Source organism: Citrobacter amalonaticus, assembly GCF_018252635.1.
Classification (GTDB): Bacteria; Pseudomonadota; Gammaproteobacteria; order Enterobacterales; family Enterobacteriaceae; genus Citrobacter_A; species Citrobacter_A amalonaticus_E.
This window is the reverse complement of the sequence record NZ_JAGTXM010000006.1, coordinates 148,155-174,516: the sequence shown is the minus strand read 5'-3', so window position 1 is coordinate 174,516 and position 26,362 is coordinate 148,155. Positions and strand designations below refer to the sequence as shown.

At 55.6% G+C, this 26,362-nt stretch carries 28 protein-coding genes; 9 read left to right on the top strand and 19 right to left on the bottom strand.

Annotated features, from left to right (window positions below):
- Window positions 1-57 precede the first annotated feature (57 nt).
- The 5 genes from cysZ (at window position 58) to crr (ending at window position 4,918) form a co-directional block, all read left to right on the top strand.
- Window positions 58-819: a sulfate transporter CysZ gene (gene cysZ / locus KE671_RS18445; RefSeq protein WP_206164061.1), complete on the top strand. Its 762-nt coding sequence runs from the start codon at window positions 58-60 to the stop codon at window positions 817-819.
- Window positions 820-982: 163 nt separating this feature from the next.
- A complete protein-coding gene (gene cysK / locus KE671_RS18440) occupies window positions 983-1,954 on the top strand; it encodes a cysteine synthase A (RefSeq protein ID WP_206164060.1) in 972 nt (323 codons plus the stop codon).
- 382 nt (window positions 1,955-2,336) lie between these two features.
- Window positions 2,337-2,594 (top strand): phosphocarrier protein Hpr, encoded by a 258-nt coding sequence (gene ptsH / locus KE671_RS18435; protein WP_000487600.1) that lies wholly within the window; start codon window positions 2,337-2,339, stop codon window positions 2,592-2,594.
- Window positions 2,595-2,640: 46 nt separating this feature from the next.
- Complete coding sequence (ptsI, locus tag KE671_RS18430; RefSeq protein ID WP_206164059.1) at window positions 2,641-4,368, top strand: phosphoenolpyruvate-protein phosphotransferase PtsI; 1,728 nt, start codon at window positions 2,641-2,643, stop codon at window positions 4,366-4,368.
- A gap of 40 nt (window positions 4,369-4,408) precedes the next feature.
- Complete coding sequence (gene crr / locus KE671_RS18425) at window positions 4,409-4,918, top strand: PTS glucose transporter subunit IIA (RefSeq protein WP_000522253.1); 510 nt, start codon at window positions 4,409-4,411, stop codon at window positions 4,916-4,918.
- A gap of 170 nt (window positions 4,919-5,088) precedes the next feature.
- Here the strand turns inward: crr and KE671_RS18420 are convergent, their stop codons facing one another.
- Both KE671_RS18420 and pdxK read right to left on the bottom strand, forming a co-directional pair.
- Window positions 5,089-5,328 carry a cytoplasmic protein gene (locus KE671_RS18420; protein ID WP_206164058.1) on the bottom strand — a complete coding sequence of 80 codons (240 nt, stop codon included), beginning with the start codon at window positions 5,326-5,328 and terminating at the stop codon, window positions 5,089-5,091.
- The gene (gene pdxK / locus KE671_RS18415) at window positions 5,325-6,191 is read right to left on the bottom strand and encodes a pyridoxine/pyridoxal/pyridoxamine kinase (protein ID WP_206164057.1); all 867 of its coding nucleotides are present in this window, start codon (window positions 6,189-6,191) and stop codon (window positions 5,325-5,327) included. Before pdxK ends, KE671_RS18420 begins: the two co-directional genes overlap by 4 nt.
- A gap of 82 nt (window positions 6,192-6,273) precedes the next feature.
- Here pdxK and ptsJ point away from each other — a divergent pair, with 82 nt between their 5' ends.
- Window positions 6,274-7,569, top strand: coding sequence for a transcriptional regulator PtsJ (gene ptsJ, locus KE671_RS18410; protein WP_206164056.1), 1,296 nt, complete (start codon window positions 6,274-6,276; stop codon window positions 7,567-7,569).
- Between the two features lie 13 nt (window positions 7,570-7,582).
- Window positions 7,583-8,299, top strand: coding sequence for a type 1 glutamine amidotransferase (locus tag KE671_RS18405; protein ID WP_206164055.1), 717 nt, complete (start codon window positions 7,583-7,585; stop codon window positions 8,297-8,299).
- 33 nt (window positions 8,300-8,332) lie between these two features.
- Here KE671_RS18405 and cysM read toward each other — a convergent pair whose 3' ends face one another.
- From cysM to KE671_RS18355, 10 genes are all read right to left on the bottom strand, one after another.
- Window positions 8,333-9,244 carry a cysteine synthase CysM gene (cysM, locus tag KE671_RS18400; protein WP_206164054.1) on the bottom strand — a complete coding sequence of 304 codons (912 nt, stop codon included), beginning with the start codon at window positions 9,242-9,244 and terminating at the stop codon, window positions 8,333-8,335.
- A gap of 66 nt (window positions 9,245-9,310) precedes the next feature.
- Window positions 9,311-10,408 carry a sulfate/thiosulfate ABC transporter ATP-binding protein CysA gene (gene cysA, locus KE671_RS18395; protein WP_206164053.1) on the bottom strand — a complete coding sequence of 366 codons (1,098 nt, stop codon included), beginning with the start codon at window positions 10,406-10,408 and terminating at the stop codon, window positions 9,311-9,313.
- The gene (gene cysW, locus KE671_RS18390) at window positions 10,398-11,273 is read right to left on the bottom strand and encodes a sulfate/thiosulfate ABC transporter permease CysW (RefSeq protein ID WP_206164052.1); all 876 of its coding nucleotides are present in this window, start codon (window positions 11,271-11,273) and stop codon (window positions 10,398-10,400) included. Before cysW ends, cysA begins: the two co-directional genes overlap by 11 nt.
- Window positions 11,273-12,106, bottom strand: a complete 834-nt coding sequence (gene cysT / locus KE671_RS18385) for a sulfate/thiosulfate ABC transporter permease CysT (protein ID WP_061074910.1) — start codon at window positions 12,104-12,106, stop codon at window positions 11,273-11,275. Before cysT ends, cysW begins: the two co-directional genes overlap by 1 nt.
- Entirely contained in the window at window positions 12,106-13,122 is a 1,017-nt protein-coding gene (cysP, locus tag KE671_RS18380; protein WP_206164051.1) for a sulfate ABC transporter substrate-binding protein, read from the bottom strand. The genes cysT and cysP overlap by 1 nt, the downstream gene beginning before the upstream one ends.
- Before the next feature lie 154 nt (window positions 13,123-13,276).
- Window positions 13,277-14,068 carry an SDR family oxidoreductase UcpA gene (gene ucpA / locus KE671_RS18375; protein ID WP_206164050.1) on the bottom strand — a complete coding sequence of 264 codons (792 nt, stop codon included), beginning with the start codon at window positions 14,066-14,068 and terminating at the stop codon, window positions 13,277-13,279.
- Window positions 14,069-14,539: 471 nt separating this feature from the next.
- Window positions 14,540-15,439 (bottom strand): porphyrinogen peroxidase, encoded by a 900-nt coding sequence (gene yfeX, locus KE671_RS18370; RefSeq protein WP_061074913.1) that lies wholly within the window; start codon window positions 15,437-15,439, stop codon window positions 14,540-14,542.
- A 95-nt stretch (window positions 15,440-15,534) separates the two neighbouring features.
- On the bottom strand, window positions 15,535-16,110 hold the full coding sequence (locus tag KE671_RS18365; protein WP_206164399.1) for an RpoE-regulated lipoprotein: 576 nt from the start codon (window positions 16,108-16,110) through the stop codon (window positions 15,535-15,537).
- Window positions 16,111-16,170: 60 nt separating this feature from the next.
- Window positions 16,171-16,620 carry a DUF2919 domain-containing protein gene (locus tag KE671_RS18360; protein WP_206164400.1) on the bottom strand — a complete coding sequence of 150 codons (450 nt, stop codon included), beginning with the start codon at window positions 16,618-16,620 and terminating at the stop codon, window positions 16,171-16,173.
- Complete coding sequence (locus KE671_RS18355) at window positions 16,607-17,032, bottom strand: GNAT family acetyltransferase (RefSeq protein ID WP_042317665.1); 426 nt, start codon at window positions 17,030-17,032, stop codon at window positions 16,607-16,609. The genes KE671_RS18360 and KE671_RS18355 overlap by 14 nt, the downstream gene beginning before the upstream one ends.
- A gap of 211 nt (window positions 17,033-17,243) precedes the next feature.
- Here KE671_RS18355 and amiA point away from each other — a divergent pair, with 211 nt between their 5' ends.
- Both amiA and hemF read left to right on the top strand, forming a co-directional pair.
- Window positions 17,244-18,113, top strand: a complete 870-nt coding sequence (gene amiA / locus KE671_RS18350) for an N-acetylmuramoyl-L-alanine amidase AmiA (protein ID WP_206164401.1) — start codon at window positions 17,244-17,246, stop codon at window positions 18,111-18,113.
- Between the two features lie 2 nt (window positions 18,114-18,115).
- On the top strand, window positions 18,116-19,015 hold the full coding sequence (hemF, locus tag KE671_RS18345; RefSeq protein ID WP_206164402.1) for an oxygen-dependent coproporphyrinogen oxidase: 900 nt from the start codon (window positions 18,116-18,118) through the stop codon (window positions 19,013-19,015).
- A 111-nt stretch (window positions 19,016-19,126) separates the two neighbouring features.
- On the opposite strand, the gene eutR is transcribed toward hemF, so the two are convergent.
- Genes eutR through eutH form a run of 7 tightly spaced genes read right to left on the bottom strand, consistent with a single transcriptional unit; the run spans window position 19,127 to window position 26,331 of the window.
- Complete coding sequence (eutR, locus tag KE671_RS18340) at window positions 19,127-20,179, bottom strand: HTH-type transcriptional regulator EutR (protein WP_206164403.1); 1,053 nt, start codon at window positions 20,177-20,179, stop codon at window positions 19,127-19,129.
- Between the two features lie 47 nt (window positions 20,180-20,226).
- Window positions 20,227-20,733, bottom strand: a complete 507-nt coding sequence (gene eutK, locus KE671_RS18335; RefSeq protein ID WP_206164404.1) for an ethanolamine utilization microcompartment protein EutK — start codon at window positions 20,731-20,733, stop codon at window positions 20,227-20,229.
- A 12-nt stretch (window positions 20,734-20,745) separates the two neighbouring features.
- Window positions 20,746-21,405: an ethanolamine utilization microcompartment protein EutL gene (gene eutL, locus KE671_RS18330; RefSeq protein WP_046484833.1), complete on the bottom strand. Its 660-nt coding sequence runs from the start codon at window positions 21,403-21,405 to the stop codon at window positions 20,746-20,748.
- Between the two features lie 9 nt (window positions 21,406-21,414).
- Window positions 21,415-22,311: an ethanolamine ammonia-lyase subunit EutC gene (eutC, locus tag KE671_RS18325; protein WP_206164405.1), complete on the bottom strand. Its 897-nt coding sequence runs from the start codon at window positions 22,309-22,311 to the stop codon at window positions 21,415-21,417.
- A 20-nt stretch (window positions 22,312-22,331) separates the two neighbouring features.
- On the bottom strand, window positions 22,332-23,693 hold the full coding sequence (eutB, locus tag KE671_RS18320; RefSeq protein ID WP_206164406.1) for an ethanolamine ammonia-lyase subunit EutB: 1,362 nt from the start codon (window positions 23,691-23,693) through the stop codon (window positions 22,332-22,334).
- A gap of 11 nt (window positions 23,694-23,704) precedes the next feature.
- Window positions 23,705-25,108, bottom strand: a complete 1,404-nt coding sequence (gene eutA, locus KE671_RS18315) for an ethanolamine ammonia-lyase reactivating factor EutA (RefSeq protein ID WP_206164407.1) — start codon at window positions 25,106-25,108, stop codon at window positions 23,705-23,707.
- Entirely contained in the window at window positions 25,105-26,331 is a 1,227-nt protein-coding gene (gene eutH / locus KE671_RS18310) for an ethanolamine utilization protein EutH (protein WP_206164408.1), read from the bottom strand. The genes eutA and eutH overlap by 4 nt, the downstream gene beginning before the upstream one ends.
- Window positions 26,332-26,362 lie beyond the last annotated feature (31 nt).

The following is a 26,362-nucleotide window of genomic DNA, read 5'->3' as shown; positions in this document are numbered from 1 at the left end:
CCCGGTAAGATACCCGTGTTCGCTTAGGACTTATACGAAAAGGAGCATGTCCTGACTATGGTGTCATCATCTGTCACTGCACCACGCAGCGGTGTTTACTACTTTGCTCAGGGGTGGAAACTGGTTTCGCAACCGGGGATCCGTCGCTATGTCATTTTACCGCTACTGGTTAACATTCTGCTAATGGGCAGTGCGTTCTGGTGGCTGTTCACACAGTTGGATGTCTGGATCCCGTCACTCATGAGTCACGTCCCGGACTGGCTGCAATGGCTGAGCTATCTGCTATGGCCTGTCGCCGTCCTCTCTGTACTGCTGGTATTCGGCTACTTTTTCTCAACGCTCGCCAACTGGATCGCCGCGCCGTTTAATGGATTGCTGGCAGAACAACTGGAAGCGCGTCTGACGGGCGCCACACCACCGGATACAGGCGTTCTGGGGATCATGAAAGATGTGCCGCGCATTATGAAACGCGAATGGCAAAAGCTGGCCTGGTATTTGCCACGCGCCATCGTGCTGCTGATCCTTTACTTTATTCCCGGCATCGGGCAAACCGTCGCCCCCGTGCTGTGGTTCCTGTTCAGCGCCTGGATGCTGGCTATTCAGTATTGCGATTACCCTTTTGACAACCATAAAGTGCCGTTTAAAGAAATGCGCACCGCCCTACGCAGCCGCAAGATCATCAATATGCAGTTTGGTGCGCTCACCAGCCTGTTTACGCTGATTCCGGTACTCAATCTCTTCATCATGCCGGTGGCAGTCTGTGGCGCCACGGCGATGTGGGTCGATTGCTATCGTGCTAAGCACGCGTTATGGAAGTAATGCAAAAATGTGTAAACGAGAGGTTGCTTATGCCACCTCTTATTCCATACTGATCCCCATTATTTCTCCATAGCATATAGATATGCGAAATCTTTACTTCCCCATCTCCCCCTGAAGGGTATGCTGGGAAGGTATCCCAATTTCATACAGTTAAGGACAGGCCATGAGTAAGATTTTTGAAGACAACTCGCTGACTATCGGTCATACGCCGCTGGTTCGACTGAACCGTATCGGTAACGGACGCATTCTGGCGAAGGTGGAATCACGTAACCCGAGCTTTAGCGTGAAATGCCGTATCGGTGCCAATATGATTTGGGATGCTGAAAAACGCGGCGTGCTGAAACCAGGCGTCGAGCTGGTTGAGCCCACCAGCGGCAACACAGGCATCGCGCTGGCCTATGTCGCTGCAGCACGTGGTTACAAGCTGACACTGACCATGCCGGAAACCATGAGTATCGAACGTCGCAAACTGCTGAAAGCGCTGGGCGCCAATCTGGTGCTGACCGAAGGTGCAAAAGGCATGAAAGGGGCGATTCAGAAAGCCGAAGAGATTGTTGCCAGCGATCCGGAGAAATATCTGCTGCTTCAGCAGTTCAGCAACCCGGCGAACCCGGAAATTCACGAGAAAACCACGGGTCCGGAAATCTGGGAAGATACCGACGGCCAGGTTGATGTTTTCATCTCCGGCGTAGGGACTGGCGGTACGCTGACCGGCGTCACCCGCTACATTAAAGGTACCAAAGGCAAAAGCGACCTGATTACCGTTGCCGTTGAGCCAACGGATTCCCCGGTTATCGCGCAGGCGCTGGCAGGCGAAGAGCTGAAGCCAGGCCCGCACAAGATTCAGGGTATCGGCGCCGGTTTCATTCCGGGTAACCTGGATCTGAAACTGATCGACAAAGTGGTCGCCATCACCAACGAAGAGGCGATCTCCACCGCCCGCCGACTGATGGAAGAGGAAGGCATCCTTGCCGGTATCTCCTCCGGAGCCGCAGTGGCTGCTGCCCTTAAGCTTCAGGAAGATGAAACCTTTACCAACAAGAATATTGTGGTTATCCTACCGTCATCGGGTGAGCGTTATCTGAGCACTGCACTGTTTGCCGATCTCTTCACAGAGAAAGAACTGCAACAGTAATGCCAGCATGTTAAAAACGCGTAAAAAAGCACCTTTTCAGGTGCTTTTTTGTGGCCTGCTTCAAATTTTCACCCCACCTGCCATTGCTTCACCCCGCCAGGTCTGGTATTTAACCTGATTAATTATTTTGAAGCGCGAAATTAATCATTACAGGAAAACTGCTGGCTGAATCGATTTTATGATTTGGTTCAAGTATTGATTTAGCGGCATAATGTTTAATGACGAGCGAAACGTCAGCGGCCAGAGGTTGACAGCAACGGATGGCGTAAAACACCTGGTATGTCGCGCCCGTTTACGCCGGCGCTAACAATACAGGCTAAAGTCAAACCGCCAGGCTAGACTTTAGTTCCACAACACTAAACCTATAAGTTGGGGAAATACAATGTTCCAGCAAGAAGTTACCATTACCGCTCCGAACGGTCTGCACACCCGCCCTGCTGCTCAGTTTGTTAAAGAAGCGAAAGGCTTCACTTCTGAGATTACTGTGACTTCCAACGGCAAAAGCGCCAGCGCGAAAAGCCTGTTTAAACTGCAAACTCTGGGTCTGACTCAGGGTACTGTCGTTACCATCTCCGCAGAAGGTGAAGACGAGCAGAAAGCCGTAGAACATCTGGTCAAGCTGATGGCGGAACTGGAATAAGTTTTTCCGGGTTCTTTTAAAAATCAGTCACAAGTAAGGTAGGGTTATGATTTCAGGCATTTTAGCATCCCCGGGTATCGCTTTCGGCAAAGCACTATTGCTGAAAGAAGACGAAATCGTCATTGACCGGAAAAAAATTTCTGCCGACAAGGTTGATCAGGAAGTTGAACGTTTTCTGAGCGGTCGTGCCAAGGCATCTGCACAGTTAGAAGCGATCAAAACGAAAGCTGGTGAAACGTTCGGTGAAGAAAAAGAAGCCATTTTCGAAGGGCATATCATGCTACTCGAAGATGAGGAGCTGGAGCAGGAAATCATAGCCCTGATTAAAGATAAACACATGACGGCTGACGCAGCCGCGCATGAGATTATTGAAGGTCAGGCCACTGCCCTGGAAGAACTGGATGATGAATACCTGAAAGAACGTGCGGCTGACGTACGTGACATCGGTAAGCGCCTGCTGCGCAACATCCTCGGGCTGGCAATTATCGACCTGAGCGCTATTCAGGACGAAGTGATCCTGGTTGCCGCTGACCTGACCCCGTCTGAAACCGCACAGCTGAACCTGCAAAAGGTGCTGGGTTTCATTACTGACGCGGGCGGCCGCACCTCCCACACCTCTATCATGGCGCGTTCTCTGGAACTGCCAGCCATCGTGGGTACCGGTAGCGTCACCTCTCAGGTGAAAAACGACGACTATCTGATTCTGGATGCCGTAAACAACCAGGTTTACGTCAACCCAACCAACGAAGAAATTGAAAAACTGCGCGCCGTTCAGGAGCAAGTTGCCACTGAAAAAGCGGAACTGGCTAAACTGAAAGACCTGCCGGCCATCACGCTGGATGGCCATCAGGTTGAAGTGTGCGCCAACATCGGTACCGTGCGTGACGTCGAAGGTGCAGAGCGCAACGGTGCGGAAGGCGTTGGTCTGTACCGTACTGAATTCCTGTTTATGGACCGTGACGCGCTGCCGACAGAAGAAGAACAGTTTGCCGCGTACAAAGCCGTAGCTGAAGCCTGTGGCTCTCAGGCGGTGATTGTGCGTACCATGGACATCGGTGGCGACAAAGAACTGCCGTACATGAATTTCCCGAAAGAAGAAAACCCGTTCCTGGGCTGGCGTGCCGTGCGTATCGCGATGGATCGTAAAGAGATCCTGCGCGATCAGGTTCGAGCCATCCTGCGCGCGTCTGCTTTCGGTAAACTGCGCATTATGTTCCCGATGATCATCTCTGTTGAAGAAGTCCGCGCACTGCGCAAAGAGATCGAAATCTACAAACAGGAACTGCGTGACGAAGGTAAAGCATTTGACGAAGCCATTGAGATTGGCGTGATGGTGGAAACACCGGCTGCGGCAACGATTGCTCGTCATTTAGCCAAAGAAGTTGATTTCTTTAGTATTGGTACCAATGATTTAACGCAGTACACTCTGGCAGTTGACCGTGGTAATGATATGATTTCACATCTCTACCAGCCAATGTCACCGTCCGTGCTGAACTTGATCAAGCAAGTTATTGATGCTTCTCATGCTGAAGGTAAATGGACTGGCATGTGTGGTGAGCTTGCAGGCGACGAACGTGCTACACTTCTGTTGCTGGGGATGGGTCTGGACGAATTCTCTATGAGCGCCATTTCTATCCCGCGCATTAAGAAGATTATCCGTAACACGAACTTCGAAGATGCGAAGGTGTTAGCAGAGCAGGCTCTTGCTCAACCGACAACGGACGAGTTAATGACGCTGGTTAACAAGTTCATTGAAGAAAAAACAATCTGCTAATCCACGAGATGCGGCCCAATTTACTGCTTAGGAGAAGATCATGGGTTTGTTCGATAAACTGAAGTCTCTGGTTTCTGATGATAAGAAAGACACCGGAACTATTGAGATTGTTGCACCGCTCTCTGGCGAGATCGTCAACATCGAAGACGTACCGGATGTCGTTTTTGCTGAAAAAATCGTGGGTGATGGCATTGCTATCAAACCAACCGGTAACAAGATGGTTGCACCGGTTGACGGTACCATCGGCAAAATCTTTGAGACCAACCATGCGTTCTCTATCGAATCCGATAGCGGTATCGAACTGTTTGTTCACTTCGGTATCGACACCGTTGAGCTGAAAGGCGAAGGCTTCAAGCGTATCGCTGAAGAAGGCCAGCGTGTGAAAGTGGGTGACCCGGTAATTGAATTCGATCTGCCGCTGCTGGAAGAAAAAGCCAAGTCGACTCTGACTCCGGTTGTTATCTCCAACATGGACGAAATCAAAGAACTGATCAAACTGTCCGGTAGCGTGACTGTAGGTGAAACCCCGGTTATCCGCATCAAGAAATAATTCTTGCCGCAGGAAAAAATGGCGCCTCCTGGCGCCATTTTTTTATCTCCCGGATGGCAAAACCCGCCTGATGGCGCCGCGCTTATCAGCCCTACGTGATATCTCACCAGGGAGTTGGGCCCATAGGCCGGATAAGGCGCTTACGCCGCTATCCGGCATCGGTGATGCGGTCATAATGGTGAGGTCACCGGGCGATAACACTTTTCACGCATCAGGATTTTCATCCCTTCCGGCCCGCTCTCCAGCATCCGTTTTTCTGCATCAGAAACCAGTAACTCACACTGATAGCCGCCCGTGATGCCAAACATCGCGCGCGCCACGCAGATATCTTCCAGTGCGTTCTGCCCGCTGGTTTCAAAATGCCCCACGATACGTCCCTGCTGGCGAACCACCAACCGATAGCTCTTCATCTCGCCTCCCCTGCCGGAGGCAGTATCAGTTCGTCACATCCGCATTGCTGCGTCCAGGTCATCACCTCCAGCACGCGTTCCGCTGCCTGTTGCGTTGCCTGCGTCAGCGATTTCCCCAGCACAATGCCGCTAATCAACTCGGCACAGAAGAGATCGCCGGTTCCTTTCAGATCGGTTTCGACCCGTGAATGCTCAATCACATCCAGCGTTTGCGCCGTCACCACCGCCACATTGATAGTTTCACTGTCCTGTCCTGGCGCACTGGTGATCACAACCCACTTCAGCGTGTCGTTCAGCAGCGATCTCGCCGCGATGGCAGCCTCCTCGACTGTGCGACACGGCATACCGCTGAGCATCTCCAGTTCGAAGACATTTGGCGTCAGCCCCTGCGCCAACGGCAACAGGTGATGTCGATAGGCATCCGGTATCTCGGCTTTCACATACATCCCGCTATCGGTATCGCCAATCACCGGATCGACCAGAACAGGAATATCAGGATGCGTTTTACGAACGTTTTGCAACCATTGCGCCAGCAGAGCGATTTGCTCTGCGCTGCCCATATAACCCGTGGTTACGGCCTTTAACTCGCGCAGCGCATCACGCTCGCTTAACGCCTGCAAATAACCACGGAACCAGTCAGCCGGAATGACGCCACCATAGAACGTGTCATAGTGCGGCGTATTACTGAACAGGACGGTAGGCACCGCCGTCACCCGCAAGCCCTTTGCTTTGATGGCTGGCACAGCGATGCTGTTGCCAACGCTGCCATACACCACCTGTGACTGAACGGCGACAATATCGGTCTGCAACGCCCGATGCTTATCGTCGAAGAGTACTGACTGAATATCACTCTCCTTCCCCATAAACTTTTCCTCTCACTGGACAGCGGGCGGGTGCCTCACTATTATCGTCATATGCTAAAATTCATTTTGTCATAGGTCAATAATGATCGACGGAAAAACCGCCAGTGAAATCTTTGACAGTATACGTCAGCACGTAACCAGCGGCGTGTTGCCGGCGGGTGAAACATTGCCGCCGGTACGGGAACTTGCAGCGCAGCTCAACGTGAATCGCAATACTGTCGCAGCGGCCTACAAACGCCTGGTGACATCCGGACTGGCGCAAAGCCGTGGCCGCAATGGCACCGTCATTAAAAGCGCCTCGTCCCCCATTGCGCACGAAGGCGGCGACCCACACACGCCGCTTCGCGATCTCTCCAGCGGCAATCCTGACCCGGCTCGCCTGCCCGACCTGAGCCGTTACTTTGCAAAATGTCATCATGCCCACCGCCTGTATGGCGATACACCCGTTTCTCCGCAGCTTAAGCGCTGGGCTACACAGTGGATGCAGGATGCCGTTCCCGCAGCGGGTGAAATTGATATCACCAGCGGCGCGATTGACGCCATTGAACGCCTGCTAAGCGCCCATCTGCTACCCGGCGACAGCGTGGTGGTTGAAGACCCTTGCTTTTTAAGCAGTATCAATATGTTGCGATATGCCGGATTCAGTGCCAGCCCGGTGAGCGTCGATAGCGAAGGGATGCAACCGGAGGGGCTCGAACAGGCGCTGAGTAAAGGCGCCAGGGCAGTGATCGTTACGCCCCGGGCGCACAACCCGACGGGATGCAGTTTAAGCGCCGCACGCGCTGGCGCATTACGGGCAATCCTTGCGCGTTACCCACAGGTGTTGGTGATTGTTGATGACCACTTTGCCCTGCTTTCCGCCTGTGCGTGGTATCCGGTGATTGCAGCAGAAACGCGCCACTGGTCGGTTGTTCGCTCAATGTCGAAAACGCTGGGGCCAGACCTGCGTCTTGCCATTGTCGCCAGCGATCCCGCGACGTCGGCAAAATTACGCCTGCGTCTTAACGCCGGCAGTCAGTGGGTCAGCCACATTTTGCAGGATCTGGTTTACACCTGTCTGGCAGACCCTGCCTGGCAGCAAACGCTCACCGAATCCCGCCTGTTTTACGCCGAGCAGCAGCGTAAACTGACGCAGGCGCTGCAAGCACAAGGCATCAACAGCGTTTTCCCCGGCGATGGTCTGAACCTGTGGCTACCGCTTGCCGAAGCCAGCCAGAGCGTTGCATTCACGCTGGCGAAAGCCGGTTGGCTGGTGCGTGAAGGCGACGCTTTCGGTGTCAACACGCCCGCACAAGGTCTGCGTATTACCCTTTCCACACTCAATGACAATGATATCAACCGCCTGGCCGCCCATCTTTCTCAGGCGCTGAGCCAATAACAGGAGATCATCCGTGCACGTTCATTTTGTTATTCACGAATCATTTGAATCGGCTGGCGCCTATTTGCCGTGGGCTGAAACGCGCGGTCACCACATCACCTGGACCCGCGTCTACGATAACGAACCTGTTCCGGCTAACGCCGATGGTTTTGATATGCTGGTTGTTTTTGGGGGACCACAGTCACCACGCACCACGCTCGCAGAATGCCCTTATTTTGACTCAAAGGCCGAGCAACACCTGATCAACCAGGCCATCTCAGCGGGTCGAATTGTGGTCGGGATCTGTCTGGGTTCGCAGTTGATTGGCGAAGCGCTGGGGGCAAGGGTTTGCCAGAGCCCGGAAAAAGAGATTGGTCACTATCCCATTACGCTGACCGAAGCCGGAAAACAGCATCCATTGCTTGCCCACTTCGGCTCTCCGCTGACTGTCGGTCACTGGCACAACGATATGCCTGGACTTACCGATCAGGCCACGGTACTTGCCGCAAGCGTCGGCTGCCCGCGGCAGATCGTGCAGTATGGCAATTTTGTCTATGGCTTCCAGTGCCACATGGAATTTACTCCCGAGGCGGTGGACGGGCTGATTAAACATTCTGAGCAGGAGCTGGCGGAAGCCAAAGGGAAGCGCTTTATTCGTTCGAATGCGGAAATGCGCGAATGGGATTACCGTGAGATGAATGAAAAGCTCTGGCAATTCCTCGATCTACTGGTACAAAAACGCCAGGGTTAACCCACATTGCCCGGCTATCGCCGGGCAATGTGATTAAATCCCCGCCCCCTGGCTGAAATGCTCTTCGCCAAACACACCGGTAGACAGATAACGATCGCCGCGATCGCAAATAATCGCCACCACCACCGCGCCCGGATTTGCTTTCGCAATCCGTATCGCACCAGCGACTGCGCCGCCTGAGCTGACGCCACAGAAGATCCCTTCACGTACCGCCAGTTCACGCATGGTGTTCTCTGCGTCTCGCTGGTGAATATCCACGACCTGATCGACAAGCTGGGCGTTAAAAATGCCCGGCATGTATTCCGCAGGCCAGCGGCGAATCCCCGGAATGCTGCTGCCCTCTTCCGGTTGCAAGCCCACAATAGTGACCGCGCGGGCCTGCTCACGCAAAAAGCGTGATACGCCAGTGATGGTACCCGTCGTGCCCATGCTGGAAACAAAATGGGTGAGACGTCCCGACGTTTGCCGCCAGATTTCCGGCCCCGTGGAGGTGTAGTGTGCGTACGGGTTATCAGGGTTGTTGAACTGGTCCAACAGCTTGCCTTCGCCGCGCTGAGCCATCTCCAGCGCTAAATCGCGCGCCCCTTCCATTCCCTGCTCTTTCGTCACCAGAATCAGTTCGGCACCGTAGGCGCGCATCGCCGCACGACGTTCCTGGCTCATGTTGTCCGGCATTAGCAGCTTCATGCGATAGCCTTTCAGTGCCGCAATCATCGCCAGCGCAATGCCAGTATTCCCACTGGTGGCCTCAATTAACACATCACCAGGTTTAATCTCACCGCGTTTTTCCGCCTCCACAATCATGGATAACGCGGCACGATCTTTCACCGATCCTGCCGGGTTATTACCTTCCAGTTTGACCCAGATTTCACTGCCGTTATCCGGCGTCAGCCGTTGCAGTTTCACCAGAGGCGTATTGCCAATGGTTTGTTCTAATGTGTTCACGCACGCTGTCCATAAAAAAGCCCGGATCACGGTGTGCTTCCGGGCGAAAAACATAGTGATAACCTATCAGGCACTTTGTGCCAGAGCAAGTTCCTCTTCACGGGTCTCAATACGCTGATTGCCGTTATACAAACGTGCGTTTTGCAGGCCCACAAACAGGCGCTCGCCGCGTACCGGAGCATCATCCCCCTGCATGACCACGGTCAGCGGATCGTGATACCACCCGAGCGGCTGCACGACTAATTGGGTGTAGTGGCCTTTCGGGCTGGCTTCAATGACCTGTACCGGCAACGGTGAATCCAGGCTGGTACGGCGACTGATATCGACTTCCCACGGACGCAGGAACAGATCGACCGGCCCCTGATATCCTGGCGTATAGCCCAGCGGCCAACGGTGTGCGCCAACGTGGAACTGCCCACCGCGAATTGTGCCTTGCAGGCGGTTCACTTCACCCATAAATTCCAGCACAAAGCGGGTCGCCGGTTCACGCCAGACCTGGTCCGGCGCATCGGCCTGTTCAATATTGCCCTGGCTCATCACCACCACGCGGTCTGCCACTTCGGTAGCCTCTTCCTGATCGTGTGTGACAAAGACGCTGGTGAATTTCAGCTCTTCATGCAGTTGACGCAGCCAGCGGCGCAGCTCTTTACGCACCTGCGCATCAAGGGCGCCGAACGGCTCATCCAGCAGCAGAATTTGCGGTTCAACAGCTAAGGCACGGGCCAGCGCGACACGCTGTTTTTGTCCACCTGAAAGCTGTGCCGGGAAGCGATCGGCCAGGTGTGCCAGTTGCACCATCTCCAGCAGTGTCGTCACTTTGGCTTTAATCGCCGCCGCATTAGGCCGCTCACGGCGCGGCAGGACGCTCAGGCCAAAGGCGATGTTGTCGAACACCGTCATATGGCGAAACAGCGCATAGTGTTGAAAGACAAATCCCACCTTACGATCGCGCGCATGCAGGCGGCTGACGTCGGTACCGTGGAAGCGAATATGTCCGCTGGACTGATGTTCCAGCCCGGCAATAATGCGCAACAGCGTGGTTTTACCGGAACCGGACGGCCCCAGCAAGGCAACCATCTGACCTGAAGGAATATCCAGTGAGATATCGTTCAGCACCTGGGTGCGACCAAAAGACTTCTTAATATTGGCAATCTCAATGCTCATGATTTTCCTCCTGTTGCGCGCGTTTTTCCTGATTCTCCAGGCGCCATTGCAACATGCTCTTCAAAAACAGGGTAATAATCGCCATCAGCGTCAATAGTGCCGCAGCGGTAAAGGAGCCGACGGTGTTGTAGTCCTGCTCCAGTAATTCAATCTGTAACGGCAGCGACAGGGTTTCGCCGCGAATCGAGCCGGAAACTACCGACACCGCGCCAAACTCGCCAATCGCGCGGGCGTTAGTCAGCACCACGCCATACAGCAGCGCCCAGCGAATGTTTGGCAGCGTCACACGACGAAACATCTGCCAGCCAGATGCGCCCAGCAGAATCGCCGCTTCATCTTCCTGACTGCCCTGACTGAGCATCACCGGCACCAGTTCACGCACCACAAACGGACAGGTCACGAAGATGGTGACCAGTACCATTCCCGGCCAGGAGAACATAATTTGTAGATTATGCTCGTCCAGCCAGCCGCCCAGCGGACCGTTAGAACCGTAAAACAGCAGATAGACCAGACCCGCCACCACCGGCGAGACCGCAAAAGGAATGTCCAGCAGCGTCAGTAGCAGCTGGCGACCCGGAAAGTTAAAACGGGTTACCAGCCAGGCCAGCAGAACGCCAAACACCAGGTTCACCGGCACCGCAATCAGGGCAATAAGCACCGTCAGCCAGATGGCATGCAGCATATCCGGATCGGCGAGATTCTGCAGCACGGGCATCACCCCAAGGCTAAACGCTTTGGCGAAAATGTAGATCATCGGCACCAGCAGAATAAACGCCGACACCAGCATGCCAGTGCCAATCAAAAACCATTTACCCCAGTTGATGCGGGGGGCGTCATAACGCTTCAATTGAGTAACTTCCGCCATTAGTGACCTACCACACGTCGGCCAAAGCGACTTTGCAGGGTATTAATTGAAAACAGCAGCAACAACGATGCCGCGAGGATCACCGAGGCAATCGCGCTGGCGGCAGGGTAGTCAAACTCCTGCAAGCGAACAAAAATCATCAGCGAGGTGACTTCCGTTTTCCAGGCGATATTGCCAGCGATGAAAATCACCGCGCCGAACTCGCCGAGACTACGGGTAAACGACAGCGCCACGCCGGCAACCAGCGCTGGCGACAGTTCCGGCAAAACCACCTTGCGAAAACTTTGCAGCCGCGTAGCGCCCAGGGTTTCCGCCGCTTCTTCATACTCCGGGCCTAACTCTTCCAGCACCGGTTGCACGGTGCGCACCACAAACGGAATGCTGGTGAACGCCATCGCCACCGCAATGCCAAGCCAGGTGTACGTCACCTTGATATCAAACTTTGCCAGCCATTCGCCGTAGAAACCATTAACGGAAAACAGCGAGGCCAGCGTCAGACCGGCAACTGCCGTCGGCAGCGCAAACGGCAGGTCCATCAGCGCATCCAGCAGCGTGCGCCCCGGGAAACGATAACGGGTTAAAATCCACGCCATCAGCAGGCCAAACACGCCGTTAAAAATTGACGCCACAAACGCCGACAGCAGCGTCACCTTATAAGCAGCAACCACCTGCGGATTAGTAATCACATCCCAGTATTGCGCCCAGCTCATCTGCGCCAGTTGCATCACCAGCGCGCTGAGCGGCAGTAGCAAAATCAGGCAAACGAACAGCAGGCTGGTGCCCAGGCTTAAGGTAAAGCCGGGCAGCACGCGTCGGGAGGAGACAGCAAACATTACTTACGCCCCGCCGCCAGCAGTTTGTCCAGTTCACCACCGCTGGCGAAATGGGTTTTCATCACTTCAGGCCAGGAGCCAAATTTATCTTCCACGCGGAACAGTTCGGTCTGCGGGAATTTGTCTTTCAGCTTGTCCATCACCTCCGGGTTGTTCACGCGGTAGTAGTAGTCAGTGATGATGGTTTGCGCCTGCGGGCTGTATAGCCAGTTCAGATAGGCTTTCGCCACTTTCTCGGTACCGTTGGCCTGCACGTTTTTATCCACCCAGGCAACCGGGAACTCAGCCAGAATATTGGTTTTCGGGATAACGACTTCAAAACCCTGCGCTTCATACTGTTTGCGAATGTTGTTCACTTCGGATTCAAAGCTAATCAGCACATCGCCCAGTCCGCGCTCAGCAAACGTGGTGGTCGCACCGCGACCGCCGGTATCAAACACTTCAACGTTTTTCAGAAACTGGGTCATGAACTGTTCGGTTTTGGCTTTATCGCCACCGTCCGCATTATCAGCGGCACCCCAGGCGGCCAGATACGTGTAACGGGCGTTACCGGAGGTTTTCGGGTTCGGGAAGATCAGCTTCACGTCAGTTCGGACAAGGTCGTTCCAGTCGCGAATGTTCTTCGGGTTGCCTTTACGTACCAGGAATCCCATCGTGGAGTAAAACGGTGAGCTGTTGTTCGGCAAACGGCTTTGCCAGTCGGCCGGGATCAACTTACCTTTGTCATGCAGGATCTGCACATCGGTCACCTGGTTGTAGGTCACGACGTCGGCTTTCAGTCCCTGCAAAATCGCCAGCGCCTGCTTTGAGGAACCTGCGTGCGACTGCTTAATTGTCAGCTTATCGCCACCGTTATCTTTCGCCCACTGCTGTTCAAACGGCGGATTGAGGGCGGCAAACAGTTCACGGGAGACGTCATATGAGCTGTTTAACAACTCCGTCGCCTGCGCCTGACCGACCAGTAACAGCGACGCCATCAGCGTCAGATATCTTTTTTTCAGTAAGTTAACGGCCATTGCGCACCCTTATAAATTTGATGACTTTCTAATATCCATAATATTTATAACGAGTGTGAAAGGAGTAACGGTTTTATATACCGTTTACTGATTTGAAAGTTGAAAAGGGAATAAGAGAAACCCCTCCTGATGGTCAGAAGGGGTTGTGCGGTCGTCAGATTCCGACGCTGACGGTCTCCGGCAACGTGCTGCCGCCGTCAATCACGTTCTGCGTCCCCGTGAGATAGCTGGATTCATCAGAGGCGAGGAAGGCAGCCAGCTCCCCCACTTCCAGCGGGCAAGCCAGTCGACGCAGCGGGATCGCCTTCGCCATCTCGGTCAACACAGATTCCGGATCGGCCGGATTGGACTGCTGCGCGATGCTTTCCGCCATCGGGGTACGCACGTAGCCCGGGCAAATCGCATTCACGCGAATCCCTGACTGGGCATACTCCACCGCCAGCGATTTGGTCAACCCGACAATCGCCGCCTTCGATAACGCATAGGCGGTTTCACCCGGATCGGCGACCATATCGCCGGTGACCGAGGACATCATCACGATGCGACCGTCTTTACGTTTAATCATCTCCGGCAGAACGGCTTTAGTCACGTTCCAGACGCCTTTGATGTTCACATCAATGTGGAAGTCGCGGTCCTCGTCGCTCATGTCGAGGAAGCTTCCCAGACGGCAGACGCCCGCATTGTTGACCAGAATGTCAATGCGGCCTTCTACCTCTTTCGCTTTCTTCAACGCCGCCGCCACGGACGCGGGATTGGTCACATCCGCAGTCACAGCCGTACAGCGATGCCCGCGGCCACCCAGTTCGTCCGCCAGCTTTTCAATCTCATCGGAGATATCCAGCAAGATTAAGTTCGCCCCATGCCGGGCAAACACTTTGGCGATGCCTTCGCCAATGCCCTGTGATGCGCCCGTAATCAATGCTGTTTTGCCCGTGAGTTTACCCATTTCAATGCTCTCCTTGTGAATATGAAGTCTCACACTCCATTAGCATTGAAAATACAGCAAAAAAGGATACGTGCTGAGGAACAGCTCACTAATTAAGGTAAATCTTAGATAAAAATAATCCCCGCCGGGGCGGGGATTGGTATTTTTCACTGCTGTGCCGGATCAGGCAAAGCCGCCATCCGGCATCAACAACGCATTCGCGCCTGATGGCGCTACGCTTATCAGGCCTACGGTGGGGTGACAGGAACAAACATTGTAGCCGTAGGCCGGATAAGGCAAAGCCGCCATCCGGCATCAACAACGTATTCGCGCCTGATGGCGCTACGCTTATCAGGCCTACGGTGGAGTGACAGGAACAAACATTGTAGCCGTAGGCCGGATAAGGCAAAGCCGCCATCCGGCATCAACAACGCATTCGTGCCTGATGGCGCTACGCTTATCAGGCCTACGGTGGAGTGACAGGAACAAACATTACAGCGCGAGTAAACGGTCCAGCGACGGCGCAAAGTAATATCCGCCGGTCACCGGTTTGGTGAAGCGCAGCATGGCGTCGCGTTTTCCGTCAGTATCGCCAAACATGCTCAGTAATTGCTGTTCAATGTTGTGCAGACGTGCGCAGTAGGCGCAGAAATAGAGACCGTGAGTGCCGCTGGCGGTGCCGTATGGCAAGCTCTGGCGAACAATTTTCAGCCCTTTGCCGTCTTCTTTCAGATCCACACGGCTCAGGTGCGACGTTACCGGGCGATCGTCACCATCAATCTCTTCGTTGGCTTCTTTGGTACGCCCGATCATCATCTCCTGATCGTGAATACTCATTCGGTTGAGCTGTTTCAGGTTATGCTCCCAGCGCTGAACAAAGACGTAGCTGCCGCCGGCATCCACACCGTCTTTGATGACCGCCACTTCACGGCGCGTCTCTTCCCCTGCCGGGTTTTCCGTACCGTCGACAAAGCCGCTGAGATCGCGCTCTTCCACCCAACGGAAACCGTGGATCTCTTCCTGGACCTCAATGCAATCGCCGAAGGCTTCCATCGCCGCCTGAGCGACAGAAAAGTTCACATCGTGACGCAGAGAAAGAATGTGGATCAGCACATCGTACTGCGTCGCCGGGGCCAAGCCTTTACCATAAGGGATAAAATCTTTCAGCTCTTCAGCCCCCACCCCGCCGCTCAGAGCGCGCCAGGTGTTGTTGCCAAAAGCCACGACCGCCCCCAGATGGGCGTCCGGGAATTTCGCTTCGAAGGTCGCCAGTTTATCGGCGAATGCTTTGCTGGCACCCCGCAGGGCATCAACATCGCCTTTCACATTCGCTTCAATCCAAATCGCCGCACGGCAATGCTCTGGCAAAATACCACTCTGAACCTGAGACATCATTCCTCCTGAAAAATGAGAATGCCACGCAATCGTGGCATTGATGAGCGTTATTTTACCCTGTTTTTACGTTCGAGGGTTTGTTCAGACGCAAATTAACGACGCCAGATAATTTTGCTCACTTTCCACGCTTTCAGCGTATCGTCCGGCGGCATTAACCCTTCCGGCCCCTTCCATTCGCCGGTAAAGAGATAGCTGATATGTTGACTGCCTTCAGCTTTACATTCTACTGCGCTCTGCTCATCGTGACTGGCAGGCTGACAATTGCCGAACGCTTTGCTGTAGAGGTCGCTAAACGGTGTGCCAATTTCAACGCCTGCGTCAGAAGGAATCCCGCTATCCAGCACATCAATACGGCTGATATTACCCTGCTCGCCGTGAATGACCATAGCCACCTTGTCGCCGTTCATGGCTTCGAAAAAGCGCACCACGTTGCCATTCTCAGTCTTCATGCCGCTGCGCAGGCGATAGTCGCCGTCAAGCGCATCGGCAATGGCCTGTTCATTTAGCGGCGTTGATGCCGTGAGTGCGCCAACCCCCTGCTCGGTAACTTCTGTCGATGAACCAAACCAGTTCCACGGATTGGCGGCAGACCAGTTTACCGACGACAGCGTCGAACAGCCGGTCAGCGCCAGCGGCATCACACATAACAAGATACGCAGCGATTTCATCTCAATTCCTTTCTTCAATAATCAACGTTACCTGGAGTCCGGCTTCCCCAAAAAGTTCCGTCATTCTTTTTCCAGGGCAAAACAGGCACGCATTCGTCGATTGGTCAATAACCACAAAAGCGCCACGATATCCGCCACCACCAGCGCCAGTCCTGCGCCGTTCACAGGAGTGCCATTGAACCACAGCAGGGGCTGCCAGCAGAGCAGCACCACCTGTGCAATAACCAACAGCAGTCGCAATGCCTGCCATAAGCGCGGGAAAGTGTAACGTCGCCCGCTCAGCAAAAACGCGAGCACGGCCGGAATGCCGGGCAGCAGCCCCAGCCAAAAGCTGTCGTGATCGGGATAAAACAGATTCAGTAGCGCAGTGCCCTGCTCGCGAGAAGTACCGGCAATCACAAACAGTACCCAGGTCCGCGCCTGAAGCAGCAGCACAAACCAGAACAGAAAGGGCAGACGTAAATGACCGTGGCCGTCATAATCTGCAGGATGAAACTCAGTATTCTTCATCTTCGATCAGGCGTTTTCCCAGGCACAGCACGTCAGAATGCTCATAGCCGAGCCGTTCATACATTCCCAGCACCACGTCGTTATCTTCACGCACCATGATCTGAATCTTCGGGCAACCGCGCGCGATGAGTTTCTTCTCGAGTCGGTTAAGCAGCGCATTGGCGATGCCGCGACCGCGAAACTCCGGGTGCACGCCAAGATAATAGGCCGACCCGCGATGACCGTCGTAGCCGCCCATCACCGTCCCCACCACTTCCCCGTTCACTTCCGCAACGAGAAACAGACTGACGTCGTGGTTTACCTTCCGCTCGATATCCATTTCCGGGTCATTCCACGGACGCAACAAATCGCAGCGCTCCCAGAGGGTGATCACCTCTTCGAAATCTTCCTGGCGAAAAACGCGTATCTCCATGGTACTGAGGCCCTTTTCAAGGTTAAAACTCCGATTATGGCGCGAACGCCCCATTTAGCCAATATCTGACGCGAAACGGTGGAAAAAATGGCATAATAGCGGATTGTCACGTATTGAAATGAAAAGTAAAACAATTCTCAACAGCAAGCGTCGTAACGGATTACGCGATACGATATAACATCGGGATTCTTTTTTTTACAACTCAGGCCGTATGAGCACTTTTAAACCGCTAAAAACTCTTACATCGCGCCGTCAGGTGCTGAAAGCCGGACTGGCGGCGCTGACATTAACAGGGATGGCGAACGCCACAGCCAAAGAAGCCCCACTGAAAACCAGTAATGGTCACAGCCAGCCTGCCATGAAAAAAGCGGGCAGCAGGCGCATTGTCGTGTTGGACCCGGGTCACGGGGGTATCGACACCGGAGCCATTGGCCGCAACGGCTCCAAAGAAAAACACGTTGTGCTGGCGATTGCGAAAAATGTGCGTTCCATTTTACGCAACCAGGGGATCGACTGCCGTCTGACGCGTTCTGGCGACACCTTTATTCCCCTGTACGATCGTGTCGAAATCGCCCACAAGCACGGCGCAGATCTGTTTATGTCGATTCACGCTGACGGCTTTACCAATCCCAGCGCCGCGGGCGCGTCGGTATTTGCCCTCTCCAATCGCGGGGCCAGTAGCGCCATGGCGAAATACCTTTCCGATCGCGAAAACCGCGCCGATGAAGTCGCCGGCAAGAAAACGACCGACAAAGATCACCTGTTACAGCAGGTGCTGTTCGATCTGGTACAGACGGATACGATTAAAAACAGCCTGACGCTGGGTTCACATATTCTCAGGAAGATCAAGCCGGTACACAAACTGCACAGTCGCAGTACGGAACAGGCCGCGTTTGTGGTGCTAAAATCACCATCAATCCCCTCGGTGTTGGTGGAAACCTCGTTCATCACCAACCCGGAAGAAGAGCGACTGCTGGGCACTACGGCCTTTCGCCAGAAGATTGCCACCGCCATCGCCAACGGTGTGATCAGCTATTTCCACTGGTTTGATAATCAGAAAGCCCACTCGAAGAAACGGTAATCATGAAACCCGATGCTCTACGCGTAAAACAGTTCCTGCTGAATTTGCAGGATGTCATTTGCCAGCGACTCACGGCCCTTGACGGCGTGGAGTTTGTTGAAGATAGCTGGCAGCGTGACGCGGGCGGCGGCGGACGCAGCCGGGTACTGCGTAACGGCGGCATCTTCGAACAGGCTGGCGTTAATTTTTCTCACGTACACGGTGACGCGATGCCAGCGTCGGCCACGGCCCATCGCCCGGAACTGGCGGGACGCTGTTTTGAAGCGATGGGCGTATCGCTGGTCGTGCATCCGCTCAATCCTTATATTCCCACCAGCCATGCCAACGTACGTTTCTTCATTGCCGAAAAACCGGGCGCTGACCCGGTCTGGTGGTTTGGCGGTGGCTTCGACTTAACCCCCTACTACGGTTTTGAAGAAGACGCCGTTCACTGGCATCGCACCGCACGCGATTTGTGCCAGCCGTTTGGCGACGATGTCTATCCACGTTACAAAAAGTGGTGCGATGACTATTTCTTCCTCAGGCATCGCAACGAGCAGCGTGGGATCGGCGGGCTGTTTTTCGACGATCTGAACACGCCGGATTTTGACCACTGTTTCGCCTTTATGCAGGCCGTCGGCCAGGGCTATACCGAGGCGTATCTGCCAATCGTTGAGCGGCGTAAGGCGATGAGCTGGGGTGAACGTGAGCGTAACTTCCAGCTCTATCGTCGTGGTCGTTACGTGGAGTTTAATCTGGTGTGGGATCGTGGCACCCTGTTTGGGCTACAGACCGGCGGGCGCACCGAATCGATTCTGATGTCAATGCCGCCCCTGGTGCGTTGGGAATACGACTGGCAGCCAGATGCCGGCAGCCCGGAGGCCGCACTGAGCGATTTTATTCAGGTGCGTGAGTGGGTGTAACGCACTCCCCAGGCCTGAAAGCGTTATTGATGCCGGATGGCGGCTTCGCCTTATCCGGCCTACGGGGTCTGGCTTTGTAGGCCTGATAAGCGAAGCGCCATCAGGCAGCAACTACATCCATTGCCGCATGCGCTGGTGCAACGTCAGCGATGGCTTCTCCGCGAACAACTGCTGGTAGTCGGTGGCAAACTGCCCTAAATGCCAGAATCCCCATTGCATTGCCGCATCCTTGACCGTGGTACTCTGCGACCACGGGCTGATTAATTCCCGTCGCACCGCATTCAGGCGAATGCGCTTCAGCCATGCATTTGGCCCAATCCCCAGAATGGCGTGAAATGCATTCTGCAACGTACGACGGCTGACATGGAGCTGATTGCAGAGATCGAGCACCGTTAGCGGCTCCGACATATTGTCCAGCACATAGTCCCGTGCCCGGGAGAGCAGTCTGCGATAGCCCTGGTGGCTAATACTCTCCGCCGAGTTGATGGGATGCGCGTCTTCCAGCATCGCCCCCATCGCCAGCAGCAGATTATCCCCCAGCACCTTACGTACTGCGCCTTGATGTAGATTCTCCGGGTTCTCGCTAAAAGTCGCCAGCGCCTGCTGGACAAAGCCCCACAGCGCCGCCTTGTGCTGCTCTTTGACTTCCAGCGCCGACTGGTTGCGCAGCATATGCAGCACCCTTTCCGGATTATGTAAAAACTGTGCCTGGCGGGTAATCACATCCTCTGAGATCACCACCCCAAGGATCGTGTAATCATCCGGCGTGCTCAGCTCGAACTCGGTACCGCCAGGGCGAGTTGCAATCTCGGCGCTGCCGAGGCACTGCGCGCCAATAAATCCCTGCTCGCCGCGCGTGGCCGGAATGCCAAACCAGAACGAATTCGGCCATACCAGGCATGACTGACGCAGCGCCAGTCCAGTGTATTCGCGAAAAACCTGAATATCATCGAGCAGGATTTCCGTGAATTCGCCATGAAACTTGCCCGGATGCAGTTGATCGTAAATCTGCTGCCAGGCGGTGATTGTCAGGGCATGCTCATAAACATCCGTGGTCCGCCGCTGGTGAACGTTGTCCACTTCAACCTTTGGCGTGAGTTTAACGTCTTCGGGTAACGCTTCATGATAAAGATGGTGCAAACTGGCTGAACGGGTCTTTTTCATGATCTTTTATGCCGGACGCCTGGTAAGACGCCCGGCCCTCCGAAAGGTTAATTTTTTAAGCGATAGCGACTACTGCGTTTACGCAACGCCCCGTCAGTAAAGAGCTGTTCCAGCGCGTTTCTGGCCTCTTCAAGCGGCCAGCCAAAGTGCGCGGCGACCTCTCCAGCCGTCATCCCCTGACGCACGGTGGCGAGCTGCGCCAGCAGCGCGTCGGCGTATTCAGACCGTGCAGGCGCTTTCGGCTGTGGCACGTTCTTCTGCTCAGGGGGTTTCGACGCACGCTTGAATCCGCCGATCAGCCACTGGGTGTCATCTTCTGGCCGACCAATTTCTTTGCGGCTGATGACGCGACCTGTCCGCTGCGCCGCGGCGCTCCCGGCATCCAGCGCCGCGCGGCACGCCGCCAAATCGCCTTCCACCACCAGCGTTACTTTGCCCGGGTCAAGCACTTCATGGCTCAGCAGGTTGACGTTGGCGGCTTTCAGCATCGCATCCGCCGCATCAACGGCGGCGACCATGCCTTCCACTTCCAGCAACCCCAGTGCATTGATCATTGATGACCTCCGTTACGCGCGCTGAACAGGGTTACGGGCGATGTCCAGAACCGCATCGGCAAAGGCATTGCAGGCGGCTTTACAGGCAGCCTGGCTGCCGGTCAAAAACGCCGCCGAGTAGTTGGTTTCCGATGGCGGCGGCACGTAGGTCACCAGTTGGACATCAGCAGATTTCATCGCCGCATCAATGCCATAGGTTGCTTCCAGCGGCGGTGCCACCAGATAGGCCAGCGGATCGCCCAATGCAATGCCTGCCGTTGACGAGAGATAAGAACCGGTACGCGATACCACATGCGCCAGAAACGCCGTGTTTTCTGCATCGTTCGCCCACTGAAACGCCGCGCCGCCTTCAATATGCGCGACCATCGCATCCAGACCGGCGCGCACTTCCGCCGGGTTCGGTCCCCCCAACATAATCAACACTTCACCGGCCGTCGGTGACGGCCCGTGAGCGGCCCCGGCATACAGCGAACGGCCATACACCACTTCAACCATCGCCTGTTTTGTCGCTTCGTCTGCGGCAATATACGTCACGTCATCAGAGTCTGCCGTGATGAGACCGAGGCTACGTATATGCGGCGGTAATTTAAGTTCACGCGCAAACCCGTCGTTCACCGAAGCAATCACGCGCATTGCGCTGACCGAGGGTCGAATCAAATCTAATGCTGGCATGATGCCTCCTTAACGGGTCATGTTGATGCCGGACGCTTTCTGCTCCAGCATGCGTTTGGCCAAATCTACGATGACGGCGGCCGCTTCTACCGGCGGCGTGCCGCCCTGGTGGATGTTGGAAATACAGGTGCGGTCGGCCTCCACCGTCGTTGCCACGCGCGGTGAATAGACCGCATAGCAGGAGAGACTTTCCGACTGCCCCAGTCCCGGACGCTCACCGACCAGCAGAATCACCACTTTCGCGCCGAGGATCTCGCCGATCTGATCTTCAATCTTCACGCGGCCATAGCGGACAAAGAACGGTGTCCCGACCTTCAGCCCGGCCTGCTTCAGACCGGACAGCAGCGGCGGCAGGATCTCTTCGTAGTTCGCGGTGATCGCATCCGTTGACAGGCCGTCAGACACCACCACCTGAACATCCGGGTTTGCGACGCACTGCGATTTCAGCGCGTCTATGGCTTCCTGGCTCAGACGGCGGCCCATATCCGGGCGCGTCAGGTAGAGATTCTTGTCGCTAATTTCCGAGCGCACTTCCAGCAGTCCCTGCGCTTTCACCCACTCTTCCGGCACCTCTTTCAGTACGGTGTCTTTTGAGCGCGAGTGGTCCGCGAGAAAACGCAGCAGCGCCTGGGTGCGTGGACGCGGACCGGCGCGTCCGGTGCAGACCCGTGCAGCGGTACTGCGCCGCAGTTCGGTCAGCACCTCAGCGCGGTGCGGATTCTCCACGCCAATCCAGGCCTTCGCTTCGGCGGAGCCCAGATCCAGCGCGCAGCTTTCTGCGGTGGACGGCGCCGCGCACTGTGCCTGGTTGCAGGACTGCGGCGACGGGGCGGCGGTCTGCGGCTGTGTCTGTCCCATTGACGCCATCACGCTGCGTACAATTTCTTCAATCTGTTTTTGATCCATGGTTTGTCATCCCCGCGTCATCAGAAGAACAGTGACGGATCGCCCGCCCGTTTGGTCAGGCGACCATTTGCCATAATGCCCATCGTTTCCAGCCAGCGTTCAAATTCCGGCGACGGGCGCAAATTCAGCAACTGGCGTACGGTCGCGGTATCGTGGAAAGCGGTGGTCTGGTAGTTGAGCATGATGTCGTCGCCAAGCGGCATCCCCATGATGTAGTTGCAGCCCGCGGTGGCGAGCAGAATCATCAGGTTTTCGTTGAGGTTCTGATCGGCATCGGCATGGTTGGTGTAGCAGCAGTCACAGCCCATTGAGATGCCGCTCAGCTTGCCCATAAAGTGGTCTTCCAGACCGGCACGAATGATCTGGCGGTCATTGTAGAGATACTCCGGCCCGATAAAGCCGACCACGGTGTTAACGAGGAAGGGATCGTAGTGACGCGCCAGACCGTAGTTACGCGCTTCCATCGTCACCTGGTCCGCCCCGAAGTTCGCCCCGGCGGAGAGCGCTGAGCCCTGCCCGGTTTCAAAGTACAGGCAGTTTTCCCCGGCGATGCGGTTAAACTCCGCCCCCACCGCACGCGCTTCGTCCAGCATTGCCAGCTCCACGCCGAACTCTTTTAAGCCCTTTTCGCTGCCGCAGATACTCTGGAAGATCAGCCCGCCGGGAGCGCCGCGACGGATCGCTTCAATCTGGGTGGTGACGTGCGCCAGCACGCAGCCCTGAGTCGGGATGTTAAACTTGTCGATCACCCCATAAACCGTGTCCAGTACGCGGCTTAAGTTCTCCACGTCGTCGGTCACCGGGTTGACGCCAATCACCGCATCGCCAGCACCGAAAGAGAGCCCTTCGTAGATTTGCGCGGCAATACTCTGCACATCGTCACGGGTATCGTTCGGCTGTAGACGACAGCTGAAGGTGCCCGGGATCCCGATCGTGGTATTGGCCTTTTTGATCACCGGCATTTTCTTGCCGCCGTAGATCAGATCCGCGTTAGAGCAGATCTTCGCCACCGCCGCCACCACTTCCGAAGTCAGTCCTTTTCGCGTAAAGGCAATATCATCCACCGAGGTGTCATCGCTCAGCACGTGCTCACGCAGCTCGCTGATGCTCCAGTGCTTAATGCGGTTGTAGGCCGTTTCGTTGACGTCGTCCTGAATCAGACGCGTAACGCAGTCTTCTTCATAGGAAATCACCGGGTTGTTGCGAATATCCGCCACCGTCATTTCCGACAACACCTGTTTCGCCGCGACGCGCTCCTGCGAGCTTTGCGCCGCGACGCCGGCCAGCACATCCCCCGAACGCAGTTCGTTGGCTTTGGCCAGCACCTCTTTTACATCCTTAAACTGATAAACATTGCCGAACAATGTGGTCTTTAGTTTCATAAGTCGTTCCCTCAGGAAGGAAATGCGAGTGATTTCACCGTCACCGGCACAACCGATCCGCCAAACAAAGGCGTACCAATGTCGATATAGTCGCCCGCCCGGACAATCACTTCGTCAATGACCGCCAGCGGGAGTTGCTGTAACTGTGGGCGCAACAGCATGCCCAGCGCTTTACCAAAGTCCTGCTCGGCCACCACCAGCAGGGGATGCGGATTCGGATAACGCGCGACGAACGCCAGCAGCGCGTCGATGACCGTGAGTAATGCGGCATAACGCACCGGCAACGAGGCGGGAAGTGCCAGTACATATGCGTCAGTCTGTGGATCCAGATCGAGCTGCATCAGCGCCTGTTGCCACGCGCCAACCAGATCGGCGTCATCCATCGGGATCGCCACCGGCAGATTGCGCAGCGGCAACGAAACCCCTTCCAGCCAGATAGTGCTGCCAGAGAGCGACAACGTGTGCGCCCCTGCGCCAATCACCGTGGCGCGCACGGTCTGCGCCGGAAACTGCACGTTCATCGCACGCAGACGCGGATGCTCATGCAGCGCCGTAGCCAGCAGCGGCCCAATATCAGAAAAACAGAACGGGTCGGCAGGCAGGTTGCGATAGCACTCCCCGACACCGCCGGACAGAGTGATCACCTCCGGCTTCGCGCCCGCTGGCAGTAACCCGGTTTGCATCAGCGTTTGCGCCAGCGGCGACAACGCGCCGTCGATCACTTCTACGATCAGACTCGCCATCCGTTGCGCGACTTGTCCTAACTGCGAGACGGTCAGTGAACGGGCGTCGGTACCGGCACCGAACACCTCGTCAACAATCTGCTGTCCGGGCTGATGGGCATGCACGACGCGCCCCTGACCGTCGGTCTCCAGCAGACGCCCGCCGACGTTAAGACAAGCGGTGCCGCTCACCTTTCCGGCATCAAACAGCGCATAGTTCGAGGTGCCGCCGCCAATGTCGATGTTCAGCACCCGGCACATCCGCTGCTCAGAGAGGGTCTGCGCCCCGGCGCCGTGACCGGCAATCACCGATTCCAGATGCGGCCCGGCACTGGCGACCACAAAGTCGCCGAGCGACTGGGAGAGCGCCATCACCGCCGGGCGCGCGTTGCGGGTTTTCGCACTCTCGCCGGTGATGATGATAGCCCCCGAATCCACCGATTCCGGGGCGATACCCGCCGCCTGATATTGCGCCAGGATTAGCGCTTTGAGTTCGTCCTCCCGTAACCCGCCCTGCTTATCGACGGGCGTAAAGAAGACCGGGCTTTGCCAGCTAATGTCGCGTTTGATGAATTCGTAACGGGGCACCTGCGACACAGCCGCACGGTTAACCAGTTCCAGGCGCGAGAAGATCACCTGAGTAGTGGTGGTGCCGATATCGATACCGACGCTCAGTAGCTGGCGCGTGTTCACGATTGCGCCTCCGCTTCTGTTTCTGCCGGCACGTTTTCATCTTTTGGCACCAGCATCATCGCCACGCCAATCGCCGTCACACCGCCAATCAATTTGCCGACAATCATCGGGAAGATCATGGCGTTCATATTGGCCGCTGCGAAGCCTAAGTGATCGCCCAGCGCAAAGGCGGCAGAGACAGCAAAAGCACAGTTGATCACTTTGCCGCGGGTATCCATCTGTTTCATCATGCCGAACATCGGGATATTGTTTGCCAGCGTCGCCACCATGCCACCTGCCGCCATATTGTTGATTTTCAACAGGCTACCGACGCGCATCAGCGGTTTCTCAAACCAGCGGGTCAGCAACAACACCATCGGATACGCCCCGAGCAGCACGCAGGAGATAGAACCGATCACTTCAATGGCGCGCATCACTTCACCGGGGGTGTCGCCAGGCGCCATGAAGATCGGGTCGAGACCCGGGATCATCTCCCAGCCCAACAGGAATTTGATGACTGCCGCGGCAAGGCCAATGGTGATCAGCGCGACGAGGAATTTGGCGAAGATCTGGAAGCCATTGATCATTTTTTCCGGGATGAATTTCAGCCCCAGCGCCACCAGCACAGCGACGATGATCACCGGGATCATGTTCATCAGGATCAGCGCGAAGGTGAACTCGACAGGCTGTCCATTGATCTCAACGCCTGAATACATCGCGACCAGACCACCGGCAATACAGCCGATAGGGATGGTAACAATGCCTGCCAGCACGCCAAGCGCCAGATAACGGCGGTCGGACGGTTCGATAATGCCCAGCGCAACGGGGATAGAAAACACGATGGTTGGCCCCATCATGGCCCCCAGAATCAGCCCGGAGTAGAGCCATGCCGCCACATCGCCACCCGCCAGTTCTTTGGCGAGGAAGAAGCCGCCCATATCGCATGCCAGCAGCGTGCCGGCGAACATAGATGGGTTCGCGCCAAGCATTTCATACAGCGGAATAATCACCGGCCCGAGCAGTTTGGCCAACACCGGCGCCAGCGCGGTCATACCGACCATCGCCAACCCCAGTGCGCCCATCGCCATAAACCCTTCTTCGAACTGACCGCCGGATCCCTCGATACTCTTACCAAACTTACCGAGGAAGCGCGCCGACCCGCCGAACTGCGACAGGATCCTGTCCACGGCGGCAATCAGCATAAAGAACATCATGATGTACATGATGATTTCGTTAATTCCCATACCCTTATCTCCATTTGCCAGGGGGTTCGTA